Genomic DNA, 26646 nt, shown 5'->3' with positions numbered 1-26646 from the left:
AACTAAGAAAAAGATGGCGCGTCTTAAGATCCTGTTAAGAACCCTGTGCTGTACTTAGCAACATCTATCCGAGCCATTAACCCAAGAGGGAATTCTGATGAAAAAGCATGCTGCAATGGTTGCGATTGTTGCCCTGTTCACGATGCCGGCGCTGGCGGCGCAAACCGGCGGTTTTGTCGATCCGAACGCCCCGCAGAATCAGGCCCAGAGCCAGCAAGGCGGCTTTAAGGGGCCGCAAAATGTGGTTACGGTAAAAGAAGCGAAAGAGATGAAGGATGACAGCTGGATTACCGTACGCGGCAATATCGTAAAGCGTCTCAGCGATGATGATTATCTGTTCCAGGATCAAACCGGTACGCTTTCGGTAGAAATCGATGATGAAGACTGGAAAGGCCAGAGCGTCGCCCCAGGCGATAAAGTTGAGCTGCAGGGCGAACTGGATAAAGCCTTTAATGATGCGCAGCTGGAAGTAAAACAGGTGCGCAAAATTCAGGGCTAATTTTTAGCATTCAGCTGCTGCGTTAGCGTATCCAACAGATGCTGCAACGTAGGAGAGCGATCCCAGCGTCGCCAGGCCAGCGCAATATCGGTGGTCAGCGACGCTTCCTGACAGGGATGATAGCTGATATTTGGCATAGCCACGCAGCTGAGGGATTGCGGCACCAGCGCAAACCCAAAGCCTGCCGAAACCATGCCGATTACCGAAGAGAGCTGCGGCGCATGTGGACCGGTTTGCGGCTGGAAGCCCGCGCGCACGCAGGCGCTGATAATCGACTCATACAGGCTGGGCGCGATCTCGCGGGGAAACATCACCATGGGCGTATCGCTGAGCTGAGTGAGTGAAATTTCCTGCTGGCCGCTGAGCGGATGGGCATCATGCAGAACGATTTGCATCTTTTCACTGGCGATCAGCTTCAGATTAAACGTTTTGCTGGTTTCACACGGCAAGCGCACAAAAGCCGCATCCAGTAACCCCTCCTGCAGATCCTGCATCAATGAAGACATACTGGCCTCGCGCGGCAGCAGCGTTACCGACGGAAATTGCTGTTGGAACCTCTGCAGCAGACGAAAAATATCCTGATGAAAGGCCACGGAACTGGCGAAACCCAGCGACAGTTTACCCGTCACGCCGCGCGCAATGCCTTTCGCCTTTTCCAGCGCATGCCCGGTTAGCTCAAGGATCTGGCAGGCATCCTGATAGAACGCCTCTCCGGCCTCGGTGAGTTCCACGCCGCGCGTCAGCCGTTTCAGCAGCGGCGTGCCTATTTCACGTTCCAGACGCAATATTTGCTGGCTTAACGGCGGCTGAGAAATACCCAGCATTTCAGCCGCTCGCGTGAAGTTACGCGTCTGCGCAACGGCGACGAAATAACGAAGATACCGTAGTTCCATATCTAAAACGTCTCAAAGTGAAGGGCTTTCTGTATTGGATTCTCCCATTCAACTGCGCCAACATATAGTTAAACAGTGTTAACCTTTTGTGCAGAGGGGAGAATCATGTCACATTCTGTAACTGATTGTTCATGCGAGAAACAGCTTGCAGAAACGATCGGTGCGCTGCGCGATGAACAACCAGAAAGCGTAATCTATCAGACCTCGCTAATGAGCGCCTTGCTGAGCGGGGTTTATGAAGGTTCAAAAACCATTGCCGATCTGCTGAAAAAAGGGGATTTCGGCCTGGGAACCTTTAATCACCTTGATGGTGAAATGATCGTCTTTAACAGTCAGGTGTATCAACTGCGCGCCGACGGCAGCGCCAATGCGGCACAGCCTCACCAGCGTACGCCGTTTGCCGTAATGACTTTTTTCTGCCCACAGTATCAGCATCGTTTTGATGGCGTTGCCGACCGTGATGCGGTGCATGAAATCATTAATCAGCAAATCGCATCCGACAACCAGTTCTGCGCGTTGCGCATTGATGGCCATTTTCAGCAGGTGCAGACACGTACCGTTCCCTGCCAACATCGTCCTTATAAACCGATGATGGAGGCTATTGAGCAGCAACCCACCTTCCATTTTAACCAGCGCGATGGCGTGCTGATCGGCTTTCGTACGCCGCAGTATATGCAGGGCATTAACGTAGCGGGCTATCACGAACACTTCATTACCGACGATCGCCAGGGTGGCGGTCACGTACTCGATTATAGCCTGGAGTCCGGCGTGCTGACCTTCGGCGCCATTAGCAAGCTGGTGGTCGATCTGCCGGAAGATCGTGATTTCCTGCAGGCTAACCTCAGCCCGGACGACCTCGACAGCGCCATTCGCGCCGTAGAAAGCTAATTCCCGCCACAGGAGAAGAAATGAAAAGCGATATGCAGAAAGAATGGGCGCACGGCGCCGATTTGGTTGTCGCCCAGCTTGAGGCGCAGGGTGTTAAACAGGTGTTTGGTATCCCCGGTGCCAAAGTGGATAAAGTTTTTGACTCGCTGGTGGACTCTTCCATTCAAACCATTCCGGTTCGCCACGAAGCTAACGCAGCCTTTATGGCTGCAGCGGTAGGCCGTTTGACCGGTAAAGCGGGCGTGGCGCTGGTCACCTCCGGTCCCGGCTGTTCCAACCTGATCACCGGCATGGCTACGGCGACGTCGGAAGGCGATCCGGTCGTGGCGCTGGGCGGGGCGGTGAAACGTGCGGACAGTGCCAAACTGGTCCATCAAAGCATGGATACCGTGGGGATGTTCCGCCCGATCACCAAATATGCGGTGGAAGTCGGCGCGCCGGATGCACTGGGCGAAATCATCGCTAACGCTTTCCGCTACGCGGAACTGGGACGTCCCGGCGGCGCGTTTGTCAGCCTGCCGCAGGATATCGTCGATGGGCCGGTGCGCGGTAACGTGCTGTCGCCAGCCAGCGAGCTGCTGCTGGGTTCCGCGCCGGACAGCGCCATCAACGTCGTCGCGGATAAAATTGCTAAAGCGAAAAACCCGATTATCCTGCTCGGCCTGATGGCCAGCCAGCCGCAGAACGCGAAAGCGTTACATCGTCTGCTGGAGCGCAGCCATATTCCGGTCACCAGTACCTATCAGGCAGCGGGCGCCGTCTCCCAGTCGCATTTCTCACGTTTCGCTGGGCGTGTCGGGCTGTTTAATAACCAGGCGGGCGATCGCCTGCTGCGTCAGGCGGATTTGATTATCACTATCGGCTACAGTCCGGTGGAATATGAGCCGGCGAAATGGAACAGCGGTCATGCCGAGCTGGTGCATATTGATGTGCTGCCTGCGGAAACCGACAACTGTTATCAGCCGGATGCCGAGCTGATTGGCGATATCGCCGCCACGCTGGAGAAACTGGCCGCGCGTATCGAAGCGCCGCTGCACCTTAGCAGCGAATCGGCGGAAATTCTGAAAGACCGCCAGCATCAGCGTGAACTGTTGGCGATGCGCGGCCATCAACTGAACCAGTTTGCTCTGCATCCGCTGCGTATTGTACGCGCCATGCAGGACATCATTAACAGCGATGTGACGCTGACCGTGGATATGGGCAGCTTCCATATCTGGATCGCCCGTTATCTGTATAGCTTCCGCGCGCGTCAAATCATGATTTCCAATGGTCAGCAGACCATGGGCGTCGCGCTGCCGTGGGCGATTGGCGCCTGGCTGGTGGATCCAGGCCGCAAAGTGGTGTCGGTTTCCGGCGACGGCGGATTTATGCAATCCAGTATGGAACTGGAAACGGCGGTACGCCTCGGTGCTAACGTGCTGCACATTATCTGGGTCGATAACGGCTATAACATGGTGGCGATTCAGGAAGAGCAGAAATACCAGCGTGTTTCCGGCGTGGAGTTCGGCCCGATCGATTTCAAAGCCTATGCAGAAGCCTTTGGCGCAGCGGGATTCGCGGTGGAAAGCGCCGATCAGCTGGAGCCAATACTGCGCCAGGCGATGGATGTACAGGGACCTGCGGTCGTTGCGGTGCCGGTAGATTATGCCGACAACCCCAAACTGATGGGGCAGCTGCATCTGAGTCAGATCCTGTAATAACCGTTTATCAACTCAGCAAGGAGCAGTTATGGAAAGCAAAGTTGCATTAGTGACCGGTTCCGGTCAGGGCATCGGTAAAGCAATCGCGCTGCGGCTGGCGAAGGATGGTTTTGCCGTCGCAGTGGTGGATTACAACGCTGAAACGGCGCGCCAGGCCGCAGAAGAGATTACGCAGCAAGGCGGTAAAGCCATCGCCCTACAGGCGGATGTTTCCGATCGCGATCAGGTGCTTGCGGCGGTTGAACAGGCGCAGCAGCAGCTGGGCGGTTTTGATGTTATCGTTAATAACGCAGGCGTTGCGCCCACCACGCTGATTGAAGACATCACGCCGGAAATCGTTGATAAAGTGTACAATATCAACGTTAAAGGGGTGATCTGGGGCATTCAGGCCGCTGTAAAAGCCTTTAAGGCGCAGGGCCACGGTGGCAAAATCATCAACGCTTCTTCGCAGGCGGGCCATGTCGGCAATCCTGAACTGGCTGTTTACAGTTCCAGTAAGTTTGCCGTGCGTGGTTTGACGCAAACCGCCGCCCGCGATCTGGCGCCGTTGGGCATTACCGTCAACGCTTATTGCCCGGGCATTGTAAAAACGCCGATGTGGGATGAAATCGACCGCCAGGTTTCTGCCGCTGCCGGACAGCCGGTGGGATATGGCACCGCTGAGTTCGCTAAGCGCATCACGCTGGGCCGCCTTTCCGAACCGGAAGATGTGGCTGCCTGCGTCGCTTTCCTCGCTGGCCCGGATTCGGATTACATGACGGGTCAGGCGCTGCTGATTGACGGCGGTATGGTTTTTAGTTAATCCCTGGAAACGGGCCGTCATCGGCCCGTTTCTGCACCTAAATCAAATTTCTCCGCACGCCAGCGAAACGTTTCGATAGCGATCACAGTTTCGCCACCTTCCTGTTGTCAACTTCACTGCTTTTTCTGACACTCGCGTCTGGCGAAACGTTTCGCTCAGGAGCGCATCATGAAAAAAGGCACCTTACTTAACGCGGATATTTCCACCCTGGTGGCGCGTCTTGGCCATACCGACAGCCTGACGATTGGCGATGCCGGGCTGCCGATTCCTGCCGGTCCGCAGCGTATCGATCTGGCGGTAACGCACGGGATCCCCAGCTTTTTGCAGGTGACGCAGGCCGTCACGCATGAAATGCAGGTGGAAAGCGCCATTATTGCGGAAGAGATCCGCACGCATAATGCCGGGCTGCATGACGAGCTGATCGCGCTGCTGAATGTGCTGCAGCAGCAGCAGGGCAATAACATCGCTATCACCTATGTTCCCCATGAACAATTTAAAACCTTAACGCAACGGAGCCAGGCGGTGATTCGCAGCGGGGAATGTACGCCCTACGCGAATATTATCCTGGCCGCCGGCGTGACCTTCTGAGGCTGCTATGCAACCGCTACTGCAACTAAAAGGCATCGAAAAATCCTTTCCCGGCGTCAAGGCGTTGAATGGCGCTTCGCTTGCCGTTTATCCCGGTCGGGTCATGGCGCTGGTGGGGGAAAACGGCGCGGGCAAGTCCACCATGATGAAAGTGCTGACCGGCATTTATAAACGTGATGCCGGGTCGTTGCAGTGGCTGGGCGAAGAGACGCACTTCAGCGGGCCGAAAGCCTCACAGGAGGCGGGCATCGGCATTATTCATCAGGAACTGAACCTGATCCCGCAGCTCTCCATCGCCGAGAATATTTTCCTGGGACGTGAATTCGTTAATCGTTTTGGCCGTATCGACTGGAAAAAGATGCATGCCGAAGCGGATGCGCTGCTCAAACGGCTTAACCTGCGTTTTACCAGCCATCGGCTGGTGGGCGATCTCTCTATCGGCGATCAGCAGATGGTGGAAATCGCCAAAGTACTGAGCTTTGAATCAAAAGTAATTGTGATGGATGAGCCTACCGATGCGCTAACCGATACCGAAACGGTATCGCTGTTTCGGGTGATTAACGAACTGAAAGCGCAAGGCTGCGGCATTGTTTATATCTCCCATCGCATGAAGGAAATTTTTGAAATTTGCGATGACGTAACGGTTTTCCGTGACGGACAGTTTATTGCCGAACGCAGCGTCGATACGCTTACGGAAGCTTCGCTGATTGAAATGATGGTGGGACGCAAGCTGGAAGATCAGTATCCGCGTCTGGATAAGGCGCCGGGCGAGATCCGCCTGCAGGTAGAAAACCTCAGCGGCCCGGGTATTGATAACGTGAGCTTTACGCTGCGTAAAGGCGAGATTTTAGGCGTCTCCGGATTGATGGGCGCCGGACGCACCGAGCTGATGAAAATATTGTACGGCGCGCTGCCGCGCCGCGCGGGCAAAGTGTTGCTGAACGGGCGCGAGATAACTATCCGCACCCCGCAGGATGGCCTGGCTAACGGCATTGTTTATATCTCGGAAGACCGTAAACGTGATGGCCTGGTGCTGGGGATGTCGGTGAAAGAGAACATGTCGCTAACCGCGCTGAGCTATTTCAGCAACGGCGGCGGCGGGCTCAAACACGGCGCCGAACAGTTGGCGGTCAGTGACTTTATTCGTCTGTTTAATATCAAAACGCCAGGCATGGATCAGATTATCGGCCTGCTTTCTGGCGGTAACCAGCAGAAAGTCGCCATTGCCCGTGGCCTGATGACGCGACCTAATGTCCTGATCCTTGACGAGCCGACGCGCGGCGTAGATGTCGGCGCCAAGAAAGAGATTTATCAGCTGATCAATCAGTTTAAAGAAGAAGGGCTGAGCATCATTCTGGTCTCTTCTGAAATGCCGGAAGTGCTGGGAATGAGCGATCGCATTCTGGTTATGCATGAAGGCCGCCTGAGCGGCGAATTTTCCACTGAACAAGCCACGCAGGAAGTCCTGATGGCTGCCGCCGTAGGCAAGCAACACAGCGAGGAGTTAGCCCATTTATGAGTACCCAAACCTTACCCGCTCGTCGCCGCTGGTTCAGCAAGGCCTGGCTGCTGGAGCAAAAGTCGCTGATTGCCCTGATTGTGCTGATTGCGGTGGTGGCCAGCCAGAGCCCGAACTTTTTCACCGTGAATAACCTGTTCAATATTCTGCAACAGACCTCGGTAAACGCCATTATGGCAGTGGGCATGACGCTGGTTATTTTAACCTCCGGCATTGATCTTTCTGTGGGCTCGCTGCTGGCGCTAACCGGCGCGGTAGCAGCATCCATCGTCGGGCTGGAAGTTAACGCGCTGCTGGCCGTAGCCGCCGCGCTGGGATTGGGCGCCGCGATTGGCGCGCTTACCGGCACCATCGTCGCCAGGGGAAAGGTGCAGGCTTTTATCGCCACGCTGGTGATGATGCTGTTGCTGCGCGGCGTTACGATGGTCTATACCGACGGCAGCCCGGTGAATACCGGCTTTGATGACAATGCCGATCTGTTCGGCTGGTTTGGCATCGGCCGCCCGCTGGGCATTCCAACGCCGGTATGGCTGATGGCGGTGGTGTTCTTCGCCGCCTGGTACATGCTGCACCATACGCGCCTCGGCCGTTACATCTACGCGCTGGGCGGCAATGAAGCGGCAACGCGTCTCTCCGGCATCAATGTCAACCGCGTTAAAGTTATCGTTTATGCGCTGAGCGGCATGCTGGCGGCGCTGGCAGGCACCATTGAGGTGGCTCGCCTCTCTTCCGCGCAGCCCACCGCCGGCACCGGCTATGAGCTGGACGCCATCGCAGCGGTGGTACTGGGCGGAACCAGCCTGGCGGGTGGTAAAGGACGCATTATGGGCACGCTGATTGGCGCGCTGATCCTCGGCTTCCTGAATAATGGCCTCAACCTGTTGGGCGTCTCTTCCTACTATCAGATGATCGTCAAAGCAGTGGTGATTTTGTTGGCGGTACTGGTGGATAACAAAAGCAGTAAATAGCGCTTACCTCTAAGGATATAAAGATGAAAATGACAAAACTGACTGCACTGGCGGTATTACTGGGTGCCACGCTCAGCGCCAACGCAATGGCAAAAGAGACTATCGCGCTGGTGGTCTCTACGCTGAATAACCCCTTCTTTGTCTCTCTGAAAGAGGGCGCGCAAAAAGAAGCGGATAAGCTGGGATACAATTTAGTGGTGTTGGATTCACAAAATAACCCGGCGAAAGAGCTGGCGAACGTACAGGATCTGACCGTACGCGGCACTAAATTGCTGCTGATCAACCCCACCGATTCGGATGCGGTAGGGAATGCGGTTAAAATGGCAAACCAGGCGAATATTCCAGTGATCACACTGGACCGCGTCGCGGCGCAGGGCAAAGTTATCAGCCACGTGGCGTCAGATAACCGCTTCGGCGGAAAAATGGCCGGCGACTTTATCGCTAAGAAATTGGGCGAAGGCGCAAAAATTATTGAGCTGCAGGGCATTGCCGGTACCTCCGCGGCGCGTGAGCGTGGCGAGGGTTTCAAACAGGCTGCCGATGCGCATAAGTTTCAGATTCTGGCCAGTCAGCCAGCCGACTTCGATCGTACCAAGGGTCTGAATGTTATGCAGAACCTGCTGACGGCCCATCCGGACGTGCAGGCGGTGTTTGCGCAAAACGATGAAATGGCGCTGGGTGCGTTACGAGCATTGCAAACTGCCGGCAAATCTGATGTGGTGGTAGTGGGCTTCGACGGCACCGCTGATGGGGTTAAAGCCGTGGAAGGCGGTAAACTGGCCGCGACCGTCGCGCAGATGCCGGAAAAAATTGGTCAGGTAGGCGTACAGACCGCTGATAAAGCGTTAAAAGGCGAGAAAGTACAGGCTATCAATCCGGTCGATCTGAAGCTGGTCACCAAATAACAAAGAAAAGCAGGGCAACGCGCCACCGTTCAGGTGGCGCACTTTTCTGGATGAACCCCGAATGACGCAAACCGCTAAACTCGCTGTCCTTGGCAGCATTAATGCCGATCATATTTTAAATCTTTCCCAGTTTCCGCGGCCCGGTGAAACGGTGATCGGGAAACAGTATCAGGTCGCTTTTGGCGGTAAAGGCGCAAACCAGGCGGTTGCCGCCGGTCGCAGCGGTGCAGATATCGCGTTTATCGCCTGCGTGGGCGCTGATGATATTGGCGAACGTATCCTGCAGCAGTTAGCCGCTGACCGTATCGACGCTACCCCGGTCTCTGTTATTGATGGCGCCAACACCGGCGTCGCGCTTATCTTCGTTAACCGCGAAGGCGAAAACAGCATCGCGATTCATGCCGGTGCCAACGCGGCATTAACGCCGGACGTGGTTGCGCAGCATCAGCAGGTGATTGCCGGAGCCTCCGCATTGCTGATGCAGCTGGAATCGCCGCAGGAGAGCGTGCTGGCGGCTGCAAAGATTGCCCGGCAGCATCAAACGCGGGTGATTCTTAATCCTGCCCCGGCGGCACCATTATCGGACGAGCTGTTAGGGCTGGTGGATATGATTACCCCTAACGAAACCGAAGCGGAAATGCTGACCGGCATTGCGATAAACAGCGATGAAGATGCGGCCCGCGCCGCTGCCGTACTGCATGGGAAAGGGATTGACCAGGTATTAATTACGCTCGGTAGCCGTGGCGTCTGGCTTAGCGAAGCAGGGAAAGGGCAGCGTATTCCCGGCTTCCGCGTTCAGGCGGTGGATACCATCGCCGCCGGCGATACGTTTAACGGCGCATTGATTACCGCGCTACTGGAACAGCAGCCAATGCCGCAGGCGGTGCGTTTTGCGCATGCGGCAGCGGCGATTGCCGTAACGCGGCCCGGTGCGCAGCCTTCTGTGCCCTGGCGTGAAGAGATTGACCGCTTTTTACAGCAGCAGGGGTAAGCGGATTGGCTACCATGAAAGATGTCGCCCGCTTAGCGGGCGTCTCGACCTCTACGGTCTCGCACGTCATTAATAACAGCCGCTTTGTGAGTGAACCGATTAAAGAAAAAATCGAAGCGGCAATTCACGAATTAAACTATGCGCCCTCCGCGCTGGCACGCAGCTTGAAGATCAACCAAACCCATACTATCGGCATGTTGCTAACCGCCAGCAGCAACCCTTTCTATGCCGAAGTGGTGCGTGGCGTGGAAAACAGCTGCTATGAGCGCGGCTATAGCCTGGTATTGTGTAATACCGAAGGGGATGAAGAACGTATGAATCGCAGCCTGGAAACCTTGCTGCAAAAGCGCGTTGATGGCCTGCTGATTATGTGTACCGAAAGCCATCTGCCTTCTGCCGATATCCTGACGCGTTATCCCGGCATACCTTCGGTAATGATGGACTGGGCGCCCTTTGACGGCGGCAGCGATATTATTCAGGATAATTCTTTGCTTGGCGGTGAGCTGGCGGCTAACTATCTTATTGCGCGCGGTTATACGCGCATCGCCTGCATTGCCGGGCCGCTGGATAAAACCCCGGCGCGGCTGCGTCTGGAAGGGTTTAAACAGGCGATGGCCGCCGCCGATCTGCCATTACCGCCAGAGTATGTCATTGATGGCGATTTCGAATTTCAGGGCGGATATAACGGCATGAATGCGCTGCTGACCTGTAAAACGCGTCCGCAGGCGGTGTTTACCAGCAACGATGCGATGGCCGTTGGCGCCTATCACGCGTTATATCAGGCAGGATTGCGCGTTCCTGATGATATGGCGGTGATGGGCTATGACGATATTGAGCTGGCGCGTTATATGACGCCGCCGTTGACCACCATCCATCAGCCAAAAGATGAACTGGGCGAGCTGGCTATTGATACGTTAATTCATCGTCTTAAATCGCCCGGCGGCAGCCAGCAAAGATTGGTGCTGACGCCGGAGCTGATTGAACGTCATTCGGTCGCGCAGCGTTAGGCCTTTTTACGGCGCTTTTCACGATCGCTAATCAGATGACGGCCATCGCCTGGCTTTAACAGCATAAAGACCAGCGCCGACAGAACGGTGACTACGCCCATGGTCAGGAAAGTGGAATGGAACTGCTCAACCGTCGTGCCGCCAAAGTTTTCATAGAAACGCAGCACCGCAGCGCTGACCGCCACGCCAAAACCGATTGCCAACTGCTGCGTTACCGCCAGCATACTGTTGCCACTGCTGGCGTTCTCGTCGGTAAGGTCAGCCAGCGTAATGGTATTCATGGCGGTAAACTGCGTTGACATCGCCATTCCCAACAGGAATAGCGGCAGCAGCAAGATATAAATCTGCTCGCCGGGCGACTGCAGCGCAAAGCTGGTAATAAACAAACCGATAATCATCGTAATCGCGACTAGTGTTGTACGGTAGCCCAGCCTGCGTAGCACGCTGGTGACCGTCGATTTAGCCAGCATCGAGCCAATCGCTGTCGGTGCCATCATACAGCCAGCAATAATCGCAGAATAACCAAATCCTACCTGCAGCATCAGTGGCATAAGGAAAGGAACGCAGCCGGTGCCAAGCCGGGAAGCGATATTCCCCAGGATGCCGATAGAAAAGGTGCGCGTTTTAAACATGGGCAGGCCAATCAGCGGCGTGGGGTGACGGCGCGCATGCGCTATATAAAGAAGCAGTAAAATGATGCCAGCCAGCAGAACGGTGGCGGCAATAGTACTGGCGACGATTTTCTCCCCGAACAGTTCAATGCCGCAGGTAATTAGCACCAGGCCAAAACCGAACAGCATAAAGCCCAACAGATCGAAGCGACGACGTGGCGTGGTAAAGTCCGGCATATATTTACGCGCGTAGGCGATACCGAGAATGCCGATAGGGATGTTAATTAGGAAGATCCAATGCCAGGAGGCATAGGTAACTAAAATGCCGCCAAGCATTGGACCTACTACTGGGCCGACAAGACCGGGAAGGGTAACAAAGTTCAGTACCGGCAACAGCTCGCTGCGTGGGTAAGCACGTAATAAAGCAAGGCGCGCCACCGGCATCATCATTGCCCCGCCAACGCCCTGAATAACGCGCGAGACGACCAGTACCGTTAGCGAGCCGGAAAGCGCGCAGATCAACGAGCCAAAGGTAAACAGGGAAACGGCTACGATAAAAACCTTACGTGTGCCGTAACGATCGGCCAGCCAACCGCTGACTGGAATTAACATCGCCACCGTCAGGGTATAGCTGATAACCGCAGACTGCATCGCAAGTGGGGAGCGCTGGAGACTGGCGGCGATCGCCGGAAGGGCGGTATTCAATATCGTAGCGTCGAGCGACTGCATGAAAAAAGCCATCGCAGCAATCCAGGGAAGGCCGGCCATACTGCGCGCAGATTTGATCATTAAGCATCCTTCTTCTTTATTGTTTACGTGGAGAAAAACAAAAGTCAGCAGAGCAATAGAGAATAGCATCAGCCGAAGCCGGGCATGTGGACAAAAGCGGGCAACGGAAAACGGCTTTTAGCCTAATAGCTGACCAATTGACGCGGGTTATTTAGCCGTTTGGCGAAAAAAGAAACGCTTGGTCATTTTTTTTAAATTAGGGCTTGCGAGGTTCTGAGAACTCCCTATAATGCGCCTCCACTGACACGGCACAGCGGCTTACGCAGCGTCGAGTCAGGCGGTTCAGCGAAGTCTGAATCGCCGGAGAAAAACTTCTGAAAAAGGGGTTGACTCTGAAAGAGGAAAGCGTAATATACGCCACCTCGCGACAACGGCACGAAACGCCGGTCGCACTGCTCTTTAACAATTTATCAGACAATCTGTGTGGGCACTCACGGACGGGATATCGCAAAAATAATTGCAGTATCAAGTCTCAGAGTGAACACGTAATTCATTACGACGTTTTTCTCGAGCATCAGACTTTTAATTGAAGAGTTTGATCATGGCTCAGATTGAACGCTGGCGGCAGGCCTAACACATGCAAGTCGAACGGTAACAGAGAGCAGCTTGCTGCTCTGCTGACGAGTGGCGGACGGGTGAGTAATGTCTGGGGATCTGCCCGATGGAGGGGGATAACCACTGGAAACGGTGGCTAATACCGCATAACGTCGCAAGACCAAAGTGGGGGACCTTCGGGCCTCACACCATCGGATGAACCCAGATGGGATTAGCTAGTAGGTGGGGTAACGGCTCACCTAGGCGACGATCCCTAGCTGGTCTGAGAGGATGACCAGCCACACTGGAACTGAGACACGGTCCAGACTCCTACGGGAGGCAGCAGTGGGGAATATTGCACAATGGGCGCAAGCCTGATGCAGCCATGCCGCGTGTATGAAGAAGGCCTTCGGGTTGTAAAGTACTTTCAGCGGGGAGGAAGGGAGTGAGGTTAATAACCTTATTCATTGACGTTACCCGCAGAAGAAGCACCGGCTAACTCCGTGCCAGCAGCCGCGGTAATACGGAGGGTGCAAGCGTTAATCGGAATTACTGGGCGTAAAGCGCACGCAGGCGGTCTGTCAAGTCGGATGTGAAATCCCCGGGCTCAACCCGGGAACTGCATTCGAAACTGGCAGGCTAGAGTCTCGTAGAGGGGGGTAGAATTCCAGGTGTAGCGGTGAAATGCGTAGAGATCTGGAGGAATACCGGTGGCGAAGGCGGCCCCCTGGACGAAGACTGACGCTCAGGTGCGAAAGCGTGGGGAGCAAACAGGATTAGATACCCTGGTAGTCCACGCCGTAAACGATGTCGACTTGGAGGCTGTGAGCTTGACTCGTGGCTTCCGGAGCTAACGCGTTAAGTCGACCGCCTGGGGAGTACGGCCGCAAGGTTAAAACTCAAATGAATTGACGGGGGCCCGCACAAGCGGTGGAGCATGTGGTTTAATTCGATGCAACGCGAAGAACCTTACCTGGCCTTGACATCCACGGAATTCTGCAGAGATGCGGAAGTGCCTTCGGGAACCGTGAGACAGGTGCTGCATGGCTGTCGTCAGCTCGTGTTGTGAAATGTTGGGTTAAGTCCCGCAACGAGCGCAACCCTTATCCTTTGTTGCCAGCGGTTCGGCCGGGAACTCAAAGGAGACTGCCGGTGATAAACCGGAGGAAGGTGGGGATGACGTCAAGTCATCATGGCCCTTACGGCCAGGGCTACACACGTGCTACAATGGCGCATACAAAGAGAAGCGACCTCGCGAGAGCAAGCGGACCTCATAAAGTGCGTCGTAGTCCGGATCGGAGTCTGCAACTCGACTCCGTGAAGTCGGAATCGCTAGTAATCGTGGATCAGAATGCCACGGTGAATACGTTCCCGGGCCTTGTACACACCGCCCGTCACACCATGGGAGTGGGTTGCAAAAGAAGTAGGTAGCTTAACCTTCGGGAGGGCGCTTACCACTTTGTGATTCATGACTGGGGTGAAGTCGTAACAAGGTAACCGTAGGGGAACCTGCGGTTGGATCACCTCCTTACCATGCTGAATCCCGCCCGTGAAGTGCTCACACAGATTGTCTGATAGAAGTAACGAGCAAGGCGTTTACGCGTAGGGGGTACAGTGACAAAAGATATTGTCGCTCGATTTTCTTAAGAAAATCTCGCCCTTACACGAAATTAGCGAATCGGTGATTCGCACAGCAAATTTCGTGTCCCCTTCGTCTAGAGGCCCAGGACACCGCCCTTTCACGGCGGTAACAGGGGTTCGAATCCCCTAGGGGACGCCACTTGCTGGTCTGTGAGTGAAAGTCACCTGCCAAAATATCTTAAAACTGACTGAGAAGTCGGCTTTAAGATATTGCTCTTTAACAATCCGGAAACAAGCTGAAAATTGAAAACGGAACAACGTTATGTTGTTCACGATTCTCTCAATGCTCACACCTCAGGTGTCGGAAGACGTCTGTGGGTTGTGAGGTTAAGCGAATAAGCGTACACGGTGGATGCCCTGGCAGTCAGAGGCGATGAAGGGCGTGCTAATCTGCGATAAGCGCCGGTAAGGTGATATGAACCGCTATTAACCGGCGATACCCGAATGGGGAAACCCAGTGCAATCCGTTGCACTATCATGTCATGAATACATAGTGGCATGAGGCGAACCGGGGGAACTGAAACATCTAAGTACCCCGAGGAAAAGAAATCAACCGAGATTCCCTGAGTAGCGGCGAGCGAACGGGGAACAGCCCAGAGCCTGAATCAGCATGTGTGTCAGTGGAAGCGTCTGGAAAGGCGCACGGTACAGGGTGACAGTCCCGTACACGAAGATGCATGTGCTGTGAGCTCGATGAGTAGGGCGGGACACGTGGTATCCTGTCTGAATATGGGGGGACCATCCTCCAAGGCTAAATACTCCTGACTGACCGATAGTGAACCAGTACCGTGAGGGAAAGGCGAAAAGAACCCCGGCGAGGGGAGTGAAAAAGAACCTGAAACCGTGTACGTACAAGCAGTGGGAGCCTCTTTATGGGGTGACTGCGTACCTTTTGTATAATGGGTCAGCGACTTATATTCTGTAGCAAGGTTAACCGTATAGGGGAGCCGCAGGGAAACCGAGTCTTAACCGGGCGCTAAGTTGCAGGGTATAGACCCGAAACCCGGTGATCTAGCCATGGGCAGGTTGAAGGTTGGGTAACACTAACTGGAGGACCGAACCGACTAATGTTGAAAAATTAGCGGATGACCTGTGGCTGGGGGTGAAAGGCCAATCAAACCGGGAGATAGCTGGTTCTCCCCGAAAGCTATTTAGGTAGCGCCTCGTGAATTCATCTCCGGGGGTAGAGCACTGTTTCGGCTAGGGGGCCATCCCGGCTTACCAACCCGATGCAAACTGCGAATACCGGAGAATGTTATCACGGGAGACACACGGCGGGTGCTAACGTCCGTCGTGAAGAGGGAAACAACCCAGACCGCCAGCTAAGGTCCCAAAGTCATGGTTAAGTGGGAAACGATGTGGGAAGGCCCAGACAGCCAGGATGTTGGCTTAGAAGCAGCCATCATTTAAAGAAAGCGTAATAGCTCACTGGTCGAGTCGGCCTGCGCGGAAGATGTAACGGGGCTAAACCATGCACCGAAGCTGCGGCAGCGACACTGTGTGTTGTTGGGTAGGGGAGCGTTCTGTAAGCCGTCGAAGGTGTGCTGTGAGGCATGCTGGAGGTATCAGAAGTGCGAATGCTGACATAAGTAACGATAAAGCGGGTGAAAAGCCCGCTCGCCGGAAGACCAAGGGTTCCTGTCCAACGTTAATCGGGGCAGGGTGAGTCGACCCCTAAGGCGAGGCCGAAAGGCGTAGTCGATGGGAAACGGGTTAATATTCCCGTACTCGGTGTTACTGCGAAGGGGGGACGGAGAAGGCTATGTTGGCCGGGCGACGGTTGTCCCGGTTTAAGCGTGTAGGCTGACTTTCCAGGCAAATCCGGAGAGTCAAGGCTGAGGCGTGACGACGAGGCACCACGGTGCTGAAGCAACAAATGCCCTGCTTCCAGGAAAAGCCTCTAAGCATCAGGTAACAACGAATCGTACCCCAAACCGACACAGGTGGTCAGGTAGAGAATACCAAGGCGCTTGAGAGAACTCGGGTGAAGGAACTAGGCAAAATGGTGCCGTAACTTCGGGAGAAGGCACGCTGGCATGTAGGTGGAGGGACTTGCTCCCCGAGCCGAAGCCAGTCGAAGATACCAGCTGGCTGCAACTGTTTATTAAAAACACAGCACTGTGCAAACACGAAAGTGGACGTATACGGTGTGACGCCTGCCCGGTGCCGGAAGGTTAATTGATGGGGTTATCGCAAGAGAAGCTCCTGATCGAAGCCCCGGTAAACGGCGGCCGTAACTATAACGGTCCTAAGGTAGCGAAATTCCTTGTCGGGTAAGTTCCGACCTGCACGAATGGCGTAATGATGGCCAGGCTGTCTCCACCCGAGACTCAGTGAAATTGAACTCGCTGTGAAGATGCAGTGTACCCGCGGCAAGACGGAAAGACCCCGTGAACCTTTACTACAGCTTGACACTGAACATTGAGCCTTGATGTGCAGGATAGGTGGGAGGCTGTGAAGTGCGGACGCCAGTTCGCACGGAGCCATCCTTGAAATACCACCCTTTAATGTTTGATGTTCTAACCTGGCGCCGTGAACCGGCGTGGGGACAGTGTCTGGTGGGTAGTTTGACTGGGGCGGTCTCCTCCCAAAGTGTAACGGAGGAGTACGAAGGTCAGCTAATCACGGTCGGACATCGTGAGGTTAGTGCAATGGCATAAGCTGGCTTGACTGCGAGAGTGACGGTTCGAGCAGGTGCGAAAGCAGGTCATAGTGATCCGGTGGTTCTGAATGGAAGGGCCATCGCTCAACGGATAAAAGGTACTCCGGGGATAACAGGCTGATACCGCCCAAGAGTTCATATCGACGGCGGTGTTTGGCACCTCGATGTCGGCTCATCACATCCTGGGGCTGAAGTAGGTCCCAAGGGTATGGCTGTTCGCCATTTAAAGTGGTACGCGAGCTGGGTTTAGAACGTCGTGAGACAGTTCGGTCCCTATCTGCCGTGGGCGCTGGAAGACTGAGAGGGGTTGCTCCTAGTACGAGAGGACCGGAGTGAACGCACCGCTGGTGTTCGGGTTGTCATGCCAATGGCACTGCCCGGTAGCTAAGTGCGGAAGAGATAAGTGCTGAAAGCATCTAAGCACGAAACTTGCCTCGAGATGAGTCTTCCCTGAGACCCTGAGTCTCCTGAAGGGACGTTGAAGACGACGACGTTGATAGGCCGGGTGTGTAAGCGCAGCGATGCGTTGAGCTAACCGGTACTAATGACCCGTGAGGCTTAACCTTACAACGCCACAGGCGTTTTGAGTTGAGAGATTTTCAGCTTTGTTCACCGGATAGATATTTGCGGGAACGGAAGATTTTGTGCTGAAGCCAGGCGGCCAGCGAGACATAACGAAGGCGCATACAGAAGTATGTAACTGAGTTATGCGAGAGCAGCCAACGCAGCAGCAGCGCAAAAGAGCCGTTCCGTGCACAAAGAATTTGCCTGGCGGCAAGAGCGCGGTGGTCCCACCTGACCCCATGCCGAACTCAGAAGTGAAACGCCGTAGCGCCGATGGTAGTGTGGGGCTTCCCCATGCGAGAGTAGGGAACTGCCAGGCATCAAACAAACGACAGAGCCTCAGCGAAAGCTGGGGCTTTTTCGTGTCTGCGGTTTACGCACCGGACGCCTGTTGACGCCCGTTAATATTGTTCAGGAAGCGCTTTTCAGCCACTGCATAATAAAATGCGCAATTTGTGGCGGATCGTTGAGGTTTAAGCGCGGCACCGCCACCTCGAGCGAGCGATCGCTGGCTACGGCGATAACATGTTCATCCAGTAATTCTTTTATCTCTTCCTCGTTACGATCGCGGCATAACACAATGCGTGGGATCGGCTCATCTTTAAAACCTTCCACCAGAATGAGATCTAACGAACGTGCATCCATTCGACTTATCAGAAAATTAAAATCTAGCGTCTCGTTAGCTGCTGTCTCAGTCATTAATGCCCAACGCTGTTGGCTGGCGACTAATACCTGATCGGCGCCCGCTTTGCGTAATTCATAACTATCCTTGCCCGGTTTATCTACATCCATATCATGATGCGTATGCTTAATAAGTCCTGGACGGATCCCTTGTGCTTTTAATAAAGGGATTAGCTGCCTGAGCAGAGTGGTTTTCCCGGTCCCGCTCCAGGCGGCAATAGCCAGTATCGGCAACATTTAGCGTTTCTCCTCATAGCGCGCCAATTCTTCTGGCGTATTAATATTAACGAAAGCCTGTTCGCTATCGTTAAACAACACCCCATGGCCGCCAACCCGCTGCAAAAAATGCATGACCCTGCGTTCGCCGTTGGCCAGATAACGAGCCAGTTCCGGCATAATCTGACGATGCATTAAAGCCAGCGCAGGATGGTCGCGCTCAGCTGAACGTACCCAAACAGCAGGCGCCTGCTCTCTTTGCTGCCAGAGACGCAAAACGTAATCTTCAGGAATGAATGGCGTATCACAGGCGGAAAAGGCGATCCATGGGCTATCGATCTGCTGAAACGCGCTTAGCATACCGGCAAGCGGCCCGGGATAATCGGGCAAAACATCTTTAATGGTGCGCAACTTACTGTGTTGATAAAGCGTCAGATTGCGGTTCGCACTAATACTGACATCCTCTACCTGCGGAGCCAGCCGTCGCCAGACATGCTGCCATAAGGGTTTACCCTGCAGCACGAGTTGCGCTTTATCCTCACCACCCATGCGGCTACTGCGTCCTCCGGCCAGAATCACGCCGGATATGATTTCCCGTTGCTCGCTCACGCTGAAACCCTCTCTTTTATTGTGGGAATAACCCTGCTAACGTAGCCTTCAGTAAACCATTGTGGATAACTATTATGAAATACCATCGACTGAATGAACTGTTGGAACTGCTACAGCCGGCCTGGCAAAGCGAGCCGGATCTTAACCTACTGCAATTTTTGCAAAAACTGGCGGAAGAGTCAGGTTTTGACGGCCCGTTGTCTACCTTAACCGACGATATTCTGATCTATCATCTAAAAATGCGTGGCGCAGATAAGCAGGAAGCCATTCCCGGTCTCAAAAAAGATTACGAGGAAGATTTCAAAACGGCGCTGCTGCGTGCGCGTGGGATAATTAAAGATTAATTCCTCACGCTTTCTATCGTGCTGACCGATCGGTGTTATTCTTACCCGCTTCTGGCACTGAGCAGAGATGCACGATGGAAAATACCGCCTTTCACTTTCACACCCTCAATCCCGATACGATTGTTGATGCGCTTTGGGACACCGGCTTGCGTGTCGATTCTGGGCTGACCGCGCTTAACAGCTATGAAAACCGTGTCTACCAGTTTTCCGATGAGGAGCGGCAACGCTATGTCGTTAAATTCTATCGTCCGCAGCGCTGGAGCCGTACGCAGATTGAAGAAGAGCATCAATTCGCACTGGAGCTTCAGCAGGATGAGGTGCCGCTTGCTGCGCCGCTGATGCTCAACGGCAGCACATTACATCAGCATGATGGTTTTTGGTTTGCCGTCTTCCCCAGCCTGGGCGGCCGACAATACGAAACGGATAATGAAGATCAACTTGAGAGCGTAGGGCGTTTCCTGGGCCGTATTCATCAAACCGGTGAGCGAAAGCTGTTTACGGCGCGTCCTGACATTGGGCTGCAGGAATATATCGACGAACCGGCGCAAATCTTGCGACAGTGCCGGCTGGTTCCTTCTACGTTGCAGGATGAATTAAATGCGAGCATCGCGGCGCTAAGTAAAACTTTGCAGCAGTGCTGGCACAACAGCTGGACGCCACTACGCCTGCATGGTGATTGTCACCCCGGCAATATCCTGTGGCGTGACAGGCCGCTTTTCGTTGATTTAGACGATGCGCGCAACGGGCCTGCGGTGCAGGATCTCTGGATGCTGATAAGCGGGGATCGTCAGCAGCAACGTATCCAGTGGGATATCCTGCTGGAGGCGTATAACGAATACAGAGACTTTGATATTAATGAATTGTCATTAATTGAACCTTTACGCGCTATGCGCATGGTTTATTATCTGGCGTGGATTGTTCGTCGTTGGCAGGATCCTGCTTTTCCGCGTAGCTTTCCGTGGATGACGGAAGAAGATTTCTGGCGCAGACAAATCGCGTCCTTCAGAGAGCAAAATACCGTATTACAGCAACCGCCACTGCGGTTAATGCCTGAATATTGATGTTTGATTATGGAGAGAGTCTCGAAATGAAAAAATTATGGCTTGCGCTGGTAGGTCTGGTTCTGGCGTTCAGTGCCTCAGCTGCGCAGTTTACCGATGGTCAGCAGTACGTTACGTTGGATAAACCGGTGGCCGGTAAGCCTCAGGTAATGGAGTTTTTCTCCTTTTTCTGCCCGCACTGCTATCAGTTTGAAGAAATCTATCACGTTGGCGATGCCGTAAAGAAAACGCTGCCGGAAGGCGTTAAGATCACTAAATATCACGTCGATTTTCTTGGCGGCGACTTAGGCCCGATCGTTACTCACGCGTGGGCGGTAGCGATGGCGCTTGGCGTTGAAGATCAGGTAACCGCACCTATCTTCGAAGGGATCCAGAAAACCCAAACCATTACCGATCCCGCCAGCCTGAAAGAGGCCTTTGTGAAGGCGGCAGGCATTAAGCCGGAAGATTACGATGCGGCCTGGAATAGCTTTGCGGTAAAAGCGCTGGTTGCTCAGCAGCAAAAAGCGGCAGCGGATGTTGATTTGCGTGGCGTACCGGCAATGTTTGTTAATGGCAAATATATGGTTAACAACGGCGGCCTGGATACCAGCTCAATGGATAACTTCGTTCAGCAGTATGCCAACGTCGTAAAATTCCTGGTTGAAAAGAAGTAAAAAAACGCTAAAAAAGGCGCCGGGTTATCCCGGCGTTTTTTATTCCTGTCGTATACTTCCCCGTAGTGTCTGGTGAAAAAATAACCGACATGCGCCGGATGCTTTCGTGGTTAAATTAATAAGGCGGCAGCGATCAAAAAAGGATCCCTGATATTTATATCCACATTTGATCGATTTTGATTTTCCCTGCGTCATGATCGTTTCTTCGATACAAATCATTGATTAAAAAAGATTAATTCTAACGATATATTGTACATTTACGTAAATAACAATACGTTAGCATTTTTGCGCACAAAGTTATCCACAGGTCGCCAGCCAAATCCCGCTTAGTAATTTCCGAGCGATCCCTAAACTTCCGTCCAGGTTATTTCATATTTGTCCGTATCATGTGGCATCCTTATGCCATACCAACGATCATCCTGGAACGTGAAACTTATGGCTCAAATCGCAGAAAATCCTTTGATTCTGGTAGACGGATCTTCCTACCTTTATCGCGCTTACCATGCTTTTCCGCCGCTTACCAATAGTGCTGGGGAACCCACCGGAGCGATGTACGGCGTGCTGAACATGCTGCGTAGCTTGCTGTTGCAGTATCAACCCAGCCATGTTGCAGTGGTCTTCGATGCGAAGGGCAAAACGTTCCGTGACGAGTTATTCGAGCATTATAAATCTCACCGTCCGCCAATGCCGGACGATCTTCGTGCGCAAATCGAGCCTTTACACAATATGGTGCGCGCCATGGGCTTGCCGCTGTTGGCGGTATCTGGCGTAGAAGCGGATGATGTTATCGGCACGCTGGCCCTGCAGGCGGAAAAACAGGGACGCGCGGTATTAATCAGCACCGGTGATAAAGATATGGCGCAGCTGGTTACGCCAAATATCACGCTGATCAATACCATGAACAACGCCATCCTCGGGCCGGATGAAGTCAAAGAGAAATTTGGTGTTCCGCCTGAGCTGATCATTGATTTTCTTGCCCTGATGGGCGACTCGTCCGATAACATCCCGGGAGTGCCGGGCGTGGGTGAAAAAACCGCGCAGGCGCTGCTACAGGGTTTAGGCAGCATTAATACGCTTTATGACAATCTGGATAAAATCGCCGATTTGAGCTTCCGCGGCGCGAAAACCATGGCGGCTAAGCTGGAGCAGAACAAAGAGGTGGCGCTGCTCTCCTATCAGTTAGCGACTATCAAAACGGATGTCGAGCTTGAGATCGGCTGTGAACAACTGACGGTTAACGAGCCGGATGTCGAAACGCTGCTTGGCCTGTTCCGCCACTATGAGTTCCGCCGTTGGATTACCGATCTGCAAGAGGGGAAATGGTTACAGGGACGGAAAAGTAACAGCGGCGCGCAAACGGCGCTGGTAGAAGAGGCAGCGCCGCAGCCGGAAAGCAGTAGCGTGCTTTCTTCTGATGGCTACGTCACCATCCTCGATCAGGAAACGTTCGACAGCTGGCTGGAGAAGCTGAAGCGAAGCGCGCTCTTTGCCTTCGATCTGGAAACTGATTCGCTGGATACCTTAACCGCCAATATTATCGGTTTATCCTTTGCCGTGGCGCCGGGCGAAGCCGCCTACCTGCCGGTTGCCCATGATTATCTGGATGCGCCCGATCAGCTGGATCGTAATGCTGTTCTGGCGCAGCTCAAACCGCTGCTGGAAGATAAAAACGCATTGAAGGTGGGGCAGAACCTTAAGTTCGATCGTAGCGTACTGAAAAATTATGATATCGAGCTGGCCGGGATCAAATTCGATACCATGCTCGAATCTTATATGCTGAATACCGTAGTCGGTAAGCATGATATGGATAGCCTGGCCGCACGCTGGCTTAACCATAAAACGGTAACCTTTACTGAAATTGCCGGGAAAGGTAAAAACCAGCTTACCTTCAACCAGATCGCGCTGGAGCAGGCAGCGCATTATGCGGCTGAAGATGCGGACGTCACGCTGCAGCTACATTTAAAAATGTGGCCGGAGCTGGAAAAAGAGGCGGGGCCGAAAAAGGTATTTGAAGAAATCGAAATGCCGTTGTTAACAGTGATTTCGCGTATCGAGCGCAACGGCGTCTTGATCGATCAACATATTCTGGCGAAACACTCACAGGAGCTAACCGCTCGTCTGAAAGAGCTGGAAGAGAAAGCGCACGAGCTGGCGGGCGAACCCTTTAACCTTTCCTCAACCAAACAGCTGCAAACCATCCTGTTTGAAAAACAGGGTATTAAGCCGACTAAAAAAACGCCGGGCGGTGCGCCATCAACCAGCGAAGAGGTATTGGCGGAACTGGCGCTGGATTATCCGTTGCCCAAAGTGATTTTGGAGCATCGCGGGCTGTCCAAGCTGAAATCGACTTATACCGATAAACTGCCGCAGATGATTAATCCGCGGACGGGGCGCGTACATACTTCCTATCAACAGGCGGTGACGGCAACCGGCCGTCTCTCTTCGACCGATCCCAACCTGCAAAATATTCCGGTGCGTAACGAAGAGGGACGGCGAATCCGTCAGGCCTTTATCGCGCCAGAAGGCTGCCGCATCGTAGCGGCTGACTATTCGCAGATCGAGCTGCGCATCATGGCGCATCTCTCTCAGGATAAAGGGCTGCTGGCCGCCTTTGCCGAGGGACAGGATATCCACCGCGCCACGGCGGCGGAAGTCTTTGGCGTCAGCGTGGATAACGTGACCAATGAGCAGCGTCGCAGCGCGAAAGCAATCAACTTCGGTTTGATTTACGGCATGAGCGCGTTTGGCTTATCCCGCCAGCTGAACATTGGCGCGGGCGAAGCTAAAGTCTATATGGATCGTTACTTTGAGCGCTATCCGGGCGTGCTGAAGTATATGGAAACCACGCGTCAACAGGCGTCTGAACAGGGTTACGTCTCTACGCTGGATGGACGCCGTCTGTGGCTGCCGGATATTAAATCAGCTAACGCGATTCGTCGTAAAGCCGCAGAGCGCGCAGCGATTAATGCACCGATGCAGGGCACGGCGGCTGATATCATCAAACGGGCAATGATTGATGTCGATGCCTGGCTGCAGGAGCCTGATGCACCGCAGGTCACAATGATTATGCAGGTTCACGATGAACTGGTCTTTGAAATCAAAGAGCAGGACGTGGAGACGGCAAGTGCAAAAATCCGCCAGCTGATGGAAAACAGCATGAAACTGGATGTTCCGCTGCGTGTGGATGTTGGCGTAGGCGATAACTGGGATCAGGCGCACTGATCGTACTGACGCGAAATGCTCTTCAGCTATGGCCGCTATGCCGGGGAGCGAGTCCGATGATGCCATAGCGTGGCTTAAAGGCTAACGCTATGGCGCTTAACCACTTTTTTGGTAATTAAGCTACACCCATGCGTTGTTTATGTGACGGCTGTTAAGAAAAAACGGCTATTTTATGAAAATTAACTACAAAAAATTCTTTGTCGGTCAGAAAAAATCAGGTAAAGTTTACGGCGTAGGGTACAGAGGTAAGATGTTCTATCTTTCAGACCTTTTACTTCACGTAATCGGATTTGGCTGAATATTAGCCGCCCCAGTCATTTTATGACTGGGGCGTTTTTTATTGTGCGCTTAAAAACCTGGATGCGTAACCCGCTACGCATCCACTGGGGTTATTGCTCTTCTTCTGCAGATGGCGCTTCTTTCTGTGCGCTAAACCAGCTATCCAGCTTCAACCGCAGCTTATCAACGCCAATTTTTTTCAGAGAAGAAAAAACTTCTACCTGCACATCGCCCATAAAGGCCAGCGCCGCTTCGCGCACCATATTTAGCTGACTTTTACGCGCGCCGGATGCCAGCTTATCGGCTTTAGTCAGCAGCACCAGAACCGGTATTTGGCTCTGCACCGCCCATTCAATCATCTGCTGATCAAGATCTTTCAGCGGATGACGGATATCCATTAGTACTACCAGACCTTTCAGGCACTCGCGCTTCTGCAAATATTCGCCCAACGCGCGCTGCCATTTACGCTTCATCTCTTCCGGGACTTCAGCGTATCCATAACCTGGTAAATCGACCAGACGTATGCCTTCAGCAACCTGAAACAAGTTAATCAACTGCGTACGGCCAGGCGTTTTACTGGTGCGCGCCAGGCTTTTTTGGTTAGTCAGCGTATTCAGGGCGCTGGATTTACCTGCATTAGAACGGCCTGCAAATGCCACTTCAATACCTACGTCAGCCGGAAGGTGACGAATATCGGGGGCGCTGGTAACGAAATGGGTAACGTGATAATTCCAGCCAGACAAAATAGTCACTCCTGGAGAGTTCATTGAGTTTAATGGCGTGATTATACCCTTAAAGCGCGCAAAGCGCTTCCTGGTACGGTTGGCTAAAAAAATTGTAAGATATTTGCCATAAATATTGCCAGTTATTGACGCTTTTAAGCGCGCCCCTAATTAATTTTATCTTTTTATTCAGTCTGTTATTTGGAACTTCATAAAAAAGGGCTTAAGAAATACTTTAGGTACCTTGTTAGTTTTACTGATTCGTCTAAAGTAATTCACAGAGTTTGGATGGCTCACTTCAGGATGAAGCGCTCAGGGAGCGGTTAGGAAAGCAAAGAGCTGGGAACAGGACAAGGTGTACCGGAATGCGCCGTTACGGAAAAGGAAACGCTCAGGATGAGAGCGTAAAGCATACGGAAAAACCGGGATGTTGACTGCGATAGGGATGTAAAGGAAGGTTGTCCTTCTACGGAAGGTACGAAAAAAGGCGACAGGGTGACCTGCCGCCTTTTTTCTTTGTGCGCTTTCTGCTAGATTCCGCCGCAATTCTATACTAAAGAAAAACCCCGGATAAACGATCATGAAACCTGCACGTAAGCCACAAAGTAGCGCTGCGCCAAAAGTGAAACGCAAATCGCACGAAGATAAAAATCAGGAAGCGCGCGATCGTAAGCGCGAGAAAAAGCGTCGCGGCCATGCAGCAGGGAGCCGCGCGAATCCTGTGATGCCACAAAGTGGTAATGCGGGTGCGGCTAAAGAGAAAGATCCGCGTATCGGCAGTAAAAAACCGGTGCCGTTATTAAAAGAAGGCGTAGTGGTTGCGAAACCTGTGAAAAAAGCACCGGTTGAACAGAAGCCCTTAATGGAGCCGGCAGACGAGCTGGCGATGCTGGAAAATGATGAGCGCCTTGATGCATTGCTGGATCGTCTGGAAAACGGCGAAGTCCTGTCAGCGCAAGATCAGGCATGGCTCGATCAGACGCTGGATCGTATTGATGTGCTGATGGAGCAGCTGGGCATTGATCTGGATGATGACGAAGAAGATGAAGCGGATGAAGATATGTACCGTCTGCTGAAAGGCGAAAAATAAGCGCACCGCTCTCAATTGACGGGAACGGGCGCCGGCTGCTTTCCCGTCAGTCAGGTATTTGAGTATGTTTTGGCCTGGATCAATTATCGCCATTTTATTAGCGTGTTATCTGTTTTGGCTGTTTGTTAAACTACGCCGCCTGACGCAGCTGAAATCCCGGTTGCGCCGTGCTACCGCTAACCGGCAGCGCCAGGCCTCCTTGCCC

General features: G+C 53.4%; 21 protein-coding genes, 1 tRNA gene and 3 rRNA genes. 20 read left to right on the top strand and 5 right to left on the bottom strand.

Going from position 1 to position 26646, the window contains the following annotated elements; genetic code table 11:
- The first annotated feature begins 97 nt into the window (after positions 1–97).
- On the top strand, positions 98–499 hold the full coding sequence (locus K6958_RS20105) for a YgiW/YdeI family stress tolerance OB fold protein (protein ID WP_249892723.1): 402 nt from the start codon (positions 98–100) through the stop codon (positions 497–499).
- Here the strand turns inward: K6958_RS20105 and K6958_RS20100 are convergent.
- Positions 496–1392 carry a LysR family transcriptional regulator gene (locus tag K6958_RS20100; protein WP_249892722.1) on the bottom strand — a complete coding sequence of 299 codons (897 nt, stop codon included), beginning with the start codon at positions 1390–1392 and terminating at the stop codon, positions 496–498. The two genes, K6958_RS20105 and K6958_RS20100, sit on opposite strands and share 4 nt — an antisense overlap.
- Positions 1393–1497: 105 nt before the next feature.
- Here K6958_RS20100 and budA point away from each other — a divergent pair, with 105 nt between their 5' ends.
- From budA to rbsR, 9 genes are all read left to right on the top strand, one after another.
- The gene (budA, locus tag K6958_RS20095; RefSeq protein ID WP_249892721.1) at positions 1498–2280 is read left to right on the top strand and encodes an acetolactate decarboxylase; all 783 of its coding nucleotides are present in this window, start codon (positions 1498–1500) and stop codon (positions 2278–2280) included.
- A gap of 20 nt (positions 2281–2300) precedes the next feature.
- Positions 2301–3977 carry an acetolactate synthase AlsS gene (alsS, locus tag K6958_RS20090; RefSeq protein ID WP_249892720.1) on the top strand — a complete coding sequence of 559 codons (1677 nt, stop codon included), beginning with the start codon at positions 2301–2303 and terminating at the stop codon, positions 3975–3977.
- Between the two features lie 31 nt (positions 3978–4008).
- Positions 4009–4782 (top strand): (S)-acetoin forming diacetyl reductase, encoded by a 774-nt coding sequence (locus K6958_RS20085; protein WP_249892719.1) that lies wholly within the window; start codon positions 4009–4011, stop codon positions 4780–4782.
- 168 nt (positions 4783–4950) lie between these two features.
- Complete coding sequence (gene rbsD, locus K6958_RS20080) at positions 4951–5370, top strand: D-ribose pyranase (protein ID WP_249892718.1); 420 nt, start codon at positions 4951–4953, stop codon at positions 5368–5370.
- 7 nt (positions 5371–5377) lie between these two features.
- Positions 5378–6889 carry a ribose ABC transporter ATP-binding protein RbsA gene (rbsA, locus tag K6958_RS20075; RefSeq protein ID WP_249892717.1) on the top strand — a complete coding sequence of 504 codons (1512 nt, stop codon included), beginning with the start codon at positions 5378–5380 and terminating at the stop codon, positions 6887–6889.
- Positions 6886–7857, top strand: coding sequence for a ribose ABC transporter permease (gene rbsC / locus K6958_RS20070; RefSeq protein ID WP_249892716.1), 972 nt, complete (start codon positions 6886–6888; stop codon positions 7855–7857). The genes rbsA and rbsC overlap by 4 nt, the downstream gene beginning before the upstream one ends.
- 23 nt (positions 7858–7880) lie before the next feature.
- On the top strand, positions 7881–8762 hold the full coding sequence (gene rbsB / locus K6958_RS20065; protein WP_434085180.1) for a ribose ABC transporter substrate-binding protein RbsB: 882 nt from the start codon (positions 7881–7883) through the stop codon (positions 8760–8762).
- 61 nt (positions 8763–8823) lie between these two features.
- The gene (rbsK, locus tag K6958_RS20060) at positions 8824–9753 is read left to right on the top strand and encodes a ribokinase (protein WP_249892715.1); all 930 of its coding nucleotides are present in this window, start codon (positions 8824–8826) and stop codon (positions 9751–9753) included.
- A 5-nt stretch (positions 9754–9758) separates the two neighbouring features.
- The gene (gene rbsR / locus K6958_RS20055; RefSeq protein ID WP_434085179.1) at positions 9759–10760 is read left to right on the top strand and encodes a ribose operon transcriptional repressor RbsR; all 1002 of its coding nucleotides are present in this window, start codon (positions 9759–9761) and stop codon (positions 10758–10760) included.
- Here the strand turns inward: rbsR and mdtD are convergent.
- Positions 10757–12160, bottom strand: coding sequence for a multidrug transporter subunit MdtD (mdtD, locus tag K6958_RS20050; protein ID WP_249892714.1), 1404 nt, complete (start codon positions 12158–12160; stop codon positions 10757–10759). The genes rbsR and mdtD overlap by 4 nt on opposite strands.
- A gap of 523 nt (positions 12161–12683) precedes the next feature.
- Between mdtD and K6958_RS20045 the strand changes: the two genes are divergently transcribed.
- The 4 genes from K6958_RS20045 to rrf all read left to right on the top strand — a co-directional run bounded on the left by K6958_RS20045 (position 12684) and on the right by rrf (position 17880).
- A 16S ribosomal RNA gene (locus tag K6958_RS20045) occupies positions 12684–14225 on the top strand.
- 173 nt (positions 14226–14398) lie between these two features.
- Positions 14399–14474: transfer RNA gene (locus K6958_RS20040), tRNA-Glu, on the top strand.
- 186 nt (positions 14475–14660) lie between these two features.
- Positions 14661–17563 (top strand): 23S ribosomal RNA (locus K6958_RS20035).
- Positions 17564–17764: 201 nt separating this feature from the next.
- Positions 17765–17880, top strand: a 5S ribosomal RNA gene (rrf, locus tag K6958_RS20030).
- Together the 16S, 23S and 5S rRNA genes with 1 tRNA gene alongside form the textbook arrangement of a ribosomal RNA operon.
- Before the next feature lie 92 nt (positions 17881–17972).
- Here rrf and mobB read toward each other — a convergent pair.
- Complete coding sequence (gene mobB / locus K6958_RS20025; protein WP_249892713.1) at positions 17973–18479, bottom strand: molybdopterin-guanine dinucleotide biosynthesis protein MobB; 507 nt, start codon at positions 18477–18479, stop codon at positions 17973–17975.
- Positions 18480–19007, bottom strand: a complete 528-nt coding sequence (gene mobA, locus K6958_RS20020; RefSeq protein ID WP_249894747.1) for a molybdenum cofactor guanylyltransferase MobA — start codon at positions 19005–19007, stop codon at positions 18480–18482.
- A gap of 134 nt (positions 19008–19141) precedes the next feature.
- Between mobA and K6958_RS20015 the strand changes: the two genes are divergently transcribed.
- From K6958_RS20015 to spfP, 5 genes are all read left to right on the top strand, one after another.
- Positions 19142–19411, top strand: coding sequence for a YihD family protein (locus K6958_RS20015; protein ID WP_249892712.1), 270 nt, complete (start codon positions 19142–19144; stop codon positions 19409–19411).
- A 74-nt stretch (positions 19412–19485) separates the two neighbouring features.
- Positions 19486–20472, top strand: a complete 987-nt coding sequence (locus tag K6958_RS20010) for a serine/threonine protein kinase (protein ID WP_249892711.1) — start codon at positions 19486–19488, stop codon at positions 20470–20472.
- A gap of 26 nt (positions 20473–20498) precedes the next feature.
- Entirely contained in the window at positions 20499–21128 is a 630-nt protein-coding gene (gene dsbA / locus K6958_RS20005) for a thiol:disulfide interchange protein DsbA (RefSeq protein ID WP_249892710.1), read from the top strand.
- Positions 21129–21563: 435 nt separating this feature from the next.
- Positions 21564–24350 carry a DNA polymerase I gene (polA, locus tag K6958_RS20000; RefSeq protein ID WP_249892709.1) on the top strand — a complete coding sequence of 929 codons (2787 nt, stop codon included), beginning with the start codon at positions 21564–21566 and terminating at the stop codon, positions 24348–24350.
- 250 nt (positions 24351–24600) lie between these two features.
- A complete protein-coding gene (spfP, locus tag K6958_RS21395) occupies positions 24601–24648 on the top strand; it encodes a small protein SpfP (protein WP_071892919.1) in 48 nt (15 codons plus the stop codon).
- Between the two features lie 91 nt (positions 24649–24739).
- Here the strand turns inward: spfP and yihA are convergent, their stop codons facing one another.
- Positions 24740–25372, bottom strand: coding sequence for a ribosome biogenesis GTP-binding protein YihA/YsxC (gene yihA / locus K6958_RS19995; RefSeq protein WP_249892708.1), 633 nt, complete (start codon positions 25370–25372; stop codon positions 24740–24742).
- A 556-nt stretch (positions 25373–25928) separates the two neighbouring features.
- Here yihA and yihI point away from each other — a divergent pair.
- A complete protein-coding gene (yihI, locus tag K6958_RS19990) occupies positions 25929–26441 on the top strand; it encodes a Der GTPase-activating protein YihI (RefSeq protein WP_434085228.1) in 513 nt (170 codons plus the stop codon).
- The last annotated feature ends 205 nt before the right edge of the window (positions 26442–26646 follow it).

Origin of the sequence: Mixta hanseatica, assembly GCF_023517775.1 — a bacterium.
Taxonomy (GTDB): Bacteria; Pseudomonadota; Gammaproteobacteria; order Enterobacterales; family Enterobacteriaceae; genus Mixta; species Mixta hanseatica.
This window is presented reverse-complemented; position numbering and strand designations above follow the sequence as displayed.

What these genes read in the sequence shown, in the direction of transcription:
- K6958_RS20105 (WP_249892723.1), top strand. Translation starts at nt 98, where the DNA reads ATGAAAAAGCATGCTGCAATGGTTGCGATTGTTGCCCTGTTCACGATG.
- K6958_RS20100 (WP_249892722.1), bottom strand. Translation starts at nt 1,392, where the DNA reads ATGGAACTACGGTATCTTCGTTATTTCGTCGCCGTTGCGCAGACGCGT.
- budA (WP_249892721.1), top strand. Translation starts at nt 1,498, where the DNA reads ATGTCACATTCTGTAACTGATTGTTCATGCGAGAAACAGCTTGCAGAA.
- alsS (WP_249892720.1), top strand. Translation starts at nt 2,301, where the DNA reads ATGAAAAGCGATATGCAGAAAGAATGGGCGCACGGCGCCGATTTGGTT.
- K6958_RS20085 (WP_249892719.1), top strand. Translation starts at nt 4,009, where the DNA reads ATGGAAAGCAAAGTTGCATTAGTGACCGGTTCCGGTCAGGGCATCGGT.
- rbsD (WP_249892718.1), top strand. Translation starts at nt 4,951, where the DNA reads ATGAAAAAAGGCACCTTACTTAACGCGGATATTTCCACCCTGGTGGCG.
- rbsA (WP_249892717.1), top strand. Translation starts at nt 5,378, where the DNA reads ATGCAACCGCTACTGCAACTAAAAGGCATCGAAAAATCCTTTCCCGGC.
- rbsC (WP_249892716.1), top strand. Translation starts at nt 6,886, where the DNA reads ATGAGTACCCAAACCTTACCCGCTCGTCGCCGCTGGTTCAGCAAGGCC.
- rbsB (WP_434085180.1), top strand. Translation starts at nt 7,881, where the DNA reads ATGAAAATGACAAAACTGACTGCACTGGCGGTATTACTGGGTGCCACG.
- rbsK (WP_249892715.1), top strand. Translation starts at nt 8,824, where the DNA reads ATGACGCAAACCGCTAAACTCGCTGTCCTTGGCAGCATTAATGCCGAT.
- mdtD (WP_249892714.1), bottom strand. Translation starts at nt 12,160, where the DNA reads ATGATCAAATCTGCGCGCAGTATGGCCGGCCTTCCCTGGATTGCTGCG.
- mobB (WP_249892713.1), bottom strand. Translation starts at nt 18,479, where the DNA reads ATGTTGCCGATACTGGCTATTGCCGCCTGGAGCGGGACCGGGAAAACC.
- mobA (WP_249894747.1), bottom strand. Translation starts at nt 19,007, where the DNA reads ATGGGTGGTGAGGATAAAGCGCAACTCGTGCTGCAGGGTAAACCCTTA.
- K6958_RS20015 (WP_249892712.1), top strand. Translation starts at nt 19,142, where the DNA reads ATGAAATACCATCGACTGAATGAACTGTTGGAACTGCTACAGCCGGCC.
- K6958_RS20010 (WP_249892711.1), top strand. Translation starts at nt 19,486, where the DNA reads ATGGAAAATACCGCCTTTCACTTTCACACCCTCAATCCCGATACGATT.
- dsbA (WP_249892710.1), top strand. Translation starts at nt 20,499, where the DNA reads ATGAAAAAATTATGGCTTGCGCTGGTAGGTCTGGTTCTGGCGTTCAGT.
- polA (WP_249892709.1), top strand. Translation starts at nt 21,564, where the DNA reads ATGGCTCAAATCGCAGAAAATCCTTTGATTCTGGTAGACGGATCTTCC.